1 pseudogene is annotated in these 406 nt (G+C 56.2%); it reads right to left on the bottom strand.

Going from position 1 to position 406, the window contains the following annotated elements:
• A pseudogene (gene mnmA / locus A3754_RS07005) lies at positions 1–406 on the bottom strand (tRNA 2-thiouridine(34) synthase MnmA); the annotation flags it as partial.

Raw genomic sequence — 406 nt, forward strand, 5'->3', positions numbered from 1 at the left:
ACATAAGCCCGTCATGTTTGCCGATGACGTTGCCGTGGTCATCCTCAATGGTGCCGGGCTGCGCAGGCAGGTACTGCTCCAGGAAATCCTTGAAGCGGCGCTCACCGATAAAGCAGATGCCGGTGGAGTCTTTCTTCTTGTGGTTGTCGAAGCCTTTTTCTTCGGCAATGCGGCGAACTTCCGGTTTTTCCAGATCACCCAGCGGGAACAGGGTGCGGTCGAATTTCTGGTAGTCCACCGCATGCAGGAAATAGGTCTGGTCCTTGTTGGTGTCCACCGCGCGCAGTAGCTGCGCTTTGTCGCCATGGCTGACCTGGGAGTAATGCCCGGTGGCGATGTAATCCGCGCCCAGGGTGATGGCGTGATCGAGGAATGCCTGGAACTTGATTTCCTTGTTACAGAGGAT

Source organism: Alcanivorax sp. HI0083 (assembly GCF_001635175.1).